This window comes from Clostridium sp. AF20-7, from assembly GCF_003479275.1.
GTDB lineage: Bacteria > Bacillota > Clostridia > Lachnospirales > Lachnospiraceae > Otoolea > Otoolea fessa.
In genome coordinates, this window is record NZ_QUGF01000023.1 from 1 (window position 1) to 2,828 (window position 2,828).

A 2,828-nucleotide genomic window follows, 5' to 3' on the forward strand; every position below is an offset into this window, starting at 1 on the left:
CGTAAACGCTCCATACCAAGTACCCTATAAGCTAAAAGCCGCTTCCGCGGCTCTACTTCATTGCTTTTTCGGTTTTCTGACAACGTCCGGCAACTTTTTCGACCATGGAAGCAGGTCATCTAAGAATGACCGGTCGCTGTCATCCATGCGCTTAGGGATCTCTGTCAGAAGGTGTTCAAAGTATTCGTATGGTTTTAGGTTATTCGCTTTTGCCGTCTCTGCGATGCTGTAAATAATCGCGGATGCTTTCGCACCATTGATCGTATCGATCATCTGCCAGTTCTTCTTTCCAACACAGAATCCGCGGATCGCGCGCTCAGAGGCGTTATTATCCATAGGGACATCCCCATCTGTCAGGAAAATCCGGAGATATTTTTCCTGATTCAGAGCGTAACTGAAAGCATCCTTCAGCTTTTCTGTTCCGACCTCGCTTTCATGCTGCTTTAGGTACGCAAACAAAGCGTCTACCGGTGGCTTTATAGCCACCTGACGCTGGGAAAGCCGTTCTTCCGATGAGAGATCCTTTAGCTTTCCTTCTTTTCTGTAGATCGTCTGGATCTGCTTTAAGATCAGATAGGATGCGGATTCTTTTTGGCGTTCTTTCGGTACTACTGCAAGCGCTTCATCAAAGCGCCTGCGGGCATGGACCCAGCACCCGGCTATCGTCAGGTCTTCACGCTCTTTTTCCAGTGTATGGTAGACCTGATAGCCATCCGTCACGCAAATGCCGGAATAATTCTTTAGGAATTCCCGGGGATGAGAGGCATTTCTTGTCCGCTGATACTCATAAAGGATGATCTGTTTTTCCGGATACATGTGGCCAGAACGGTACACCCACATATAACTCTTAGAACCGGCACTGCGGCCATCCCGTTTTACCAATACCGGTGTCTCATCAGCCTGGATGACATGATATCTGTAAAGTAGCGAATGAAGGTGATCATACAAAACGGCGAGATATTCTTCTCCCAGCCGGATCATCCAGTTCGCCATGTTCTGCCTGGTTATGGCAAGGCCATATCGAAGGAATTCCTGTTCAAGGCGATAAAGAGGGACCGCGTTTACGTATTTTCCATTCATGACCGCAGCAGCGAGCGAAGCGGATACGGGGCTTCCATGAAGCAGGCTTTTGGGATGCTTTGCTTTTATCATGTGCCCGTCTGTTTTGCTGGCATATACACCAACATGGTGCTCATCCACCTCGACTTTTGCCGGAATGAAACGATATCTGCGTGTAATAGCATCTGGAAGCTGTTTCCAGCCGTTTTCACCGAATTCTACTGTTAATTCTTCTTCGGTCATGTAGTGGTCGATCCGATTTGTAGGAAGCCCGGACATATCCTGTGCTTTCTTACCGGTTGCTTTTTTTCTGCGTTCCGGTGCCGGCTCCAGAGTCTCTGGTTCCGGTGCCTCCAGATCACAGACAGCTTCGGCTTCATTAAAAAACACAATGGTTCCATCCACTTCAGCAAAACGGAGCTGCTGGGCATCCTCCATTTTTTCAGAGGAACGTCCAAACCGGTTCTTATTAGCCAGGATCAGCTGTTCCATCATTGCCTGCATCTTCGTATCCAGGGAATGCAGGTCGGCACTGACCTTTCCTAACTGTTCCTGTTGATTCAAAAATAACTGGATCAGCATAGATTTATCAAAGCTGTTTAACTGTTCTTCTGTGAACTTCATCGTCATGGCAGGAACTCCTTTTCTCAATGAGTCCATTGTACCAGATCTGTACGTTTTCTGCCACTTGGAGCCTGTTTTCCTTTCGGCATAATGACGGTGGATAACCGTACAGAGCACCTGGGATAGCTTTTCAGGATTCCAGATGTTCTGTACTGCTATCCACAGATTCAGAACGATTTTTCTGCCCGAAACCGTGTGGTTTGATTCCTGCGGACTGAATTCTGTGGATAAGCTTTATGAAACGGAAGAGATTCTCTTTTCTTCTGTGAAATATGGAAATTTTTTCTCCATAATGCACAAATGTTACATCAATCTTTTAGGCGGATCATTTGGCCTGATCGGATGTTTGGGGAGAATTTCAAGCCCTTGCATCAGCATCGTATACTGTTCCGGGGATATTTCCAACGCTTCTTCTACGGAACGTGGCCAGTTGAAGGCACCGTTGCTCAGTCTCTTGTAAAGAAGTAGGAACCCATCCCCTTCCCATAAGAGTCCCTTGATCCGGTCCGTCTTCTTCCCGCAGAAAAGAAAGAGCGTATTTTTATCATACGGATCGAGCTGAAACCGGAACCGGATGATCGTTGCGAGACCATCCATTCCTCTCCGCAGATCGGTATAACCAGCTGCAAGATAGATCTTTTTCAGACCTGTGGCGTCATTCAGCATTAGACAGAACCTCCAGGATACACTGAAGCATATCTTTAGAGACAGGATTATAAATTTCAAGTGCCAATCCTCTGGAATTTCGCAAAATAGCTGTCGGTTTTAAGCTGCTGTCTTCCTGGGGCAGAGCTTTCTCTGTCGGCTGAGGAAGTTCCACAAACGCCGGTTCTGGATTGTAGACCTCCAAACATGCTTTGCGGACTCTTTTCAGACGATAATAATAATTCGCTTTTGTGATGCCATGCTCACTGCACCAGGTTTCTACTTTCATATCTGCAGGGCGGTTTTTACAATCCTGGATCTGTGCCGCCCATTGCTGCAACCGAACCTGTTCAGCAACCAAACTTGTTTGACTGCTCATAGCTAGACCTCCATAGGCGGTCAAAAAAGTTGAGTACTTAACTTTTTTGACTCTGTATAGTGTGAGACTATTATGGCAGAAAAAGGAGTGGAGGAACAGGTACTTGCTATGGAGCGTTTAC

At 46.7% G+C, this 2,828-nt stretch carries 3 protein-coding genes; all 3 read right to left on the reverse strand.

Annotation, left to right across the window (positions count from 1 at the left end):
- Nucleotides 1-57 precede the first annotated feature (57 nt).
- The gene (locus DWX68_RS14375; protein ID WP_118630018.1) at nt 58-1,689 is read right to left on the reverse strand and encodes an IS66 family transposase; all 1,632 of its coding nucleotides are present in this window, start codon (nt 1,687-1,689) and stop codon (nt 58-60) included.
- Nucleotides 1,690-1,986: 297 nt separating this feature from the next.
- Nucleotides 1,987-2,349 carry an IS66 family insertion sequence element accessory protein TnpB gene (gene tnpB / locus DWX68_RS14380; protein ID WP_118468476.1) on the reverse strand — a complete coding sequence of 121 codons (363 nt, stop codon included), beginning with the start codon at nt 2,347-2,349 and terminating at the stop codon, nt 1,987-1,989.
- Nucleotides 2,339-2,707 carry a hypothetical protein gene (locus DWX68_RS14385; protein WP_118468474.1) on the reverse strand — a complete coding sequence of 123 codons (369 nt, stop codon included), beginning with the start codon at nt 2,705-2,707 and terminating at the stop codon, nt 2,339-2,341. Before DWX68_RS14385 ends, tnpB begins: the two co-directional genes overlap by 11 nt.
- Between the last annotated feature and the right edge of the window lie 121 nt (nt 2,708-2,828).

What these genes read in the sequence shown, in the direction of transcription:
- tnpB (WP_118468476.1), bottom strand. Translation starts at nt 2,349, where the DNA reads ATGCTGAATGACGCCACAGGTCTGAAAAAGATCTATCTTGCAGCTGGT.
- DWX68_RS14375 (WP_118630018.1), bottom strand. Translation starts at nt 1,689, where the DNA reads ATGACGATGAAGTTCACAGAAGAACAGTTAAACAGCTTTGATAAATCT.
- DWX68_RS14385 (WP_118468474.1), bottom strand. Translation starts at nt 2,707, where the DNA reads ATGAGCAGTCAAACAAGTTTGGTTGCTGAACAGGTTCGGTTGCAGCAA.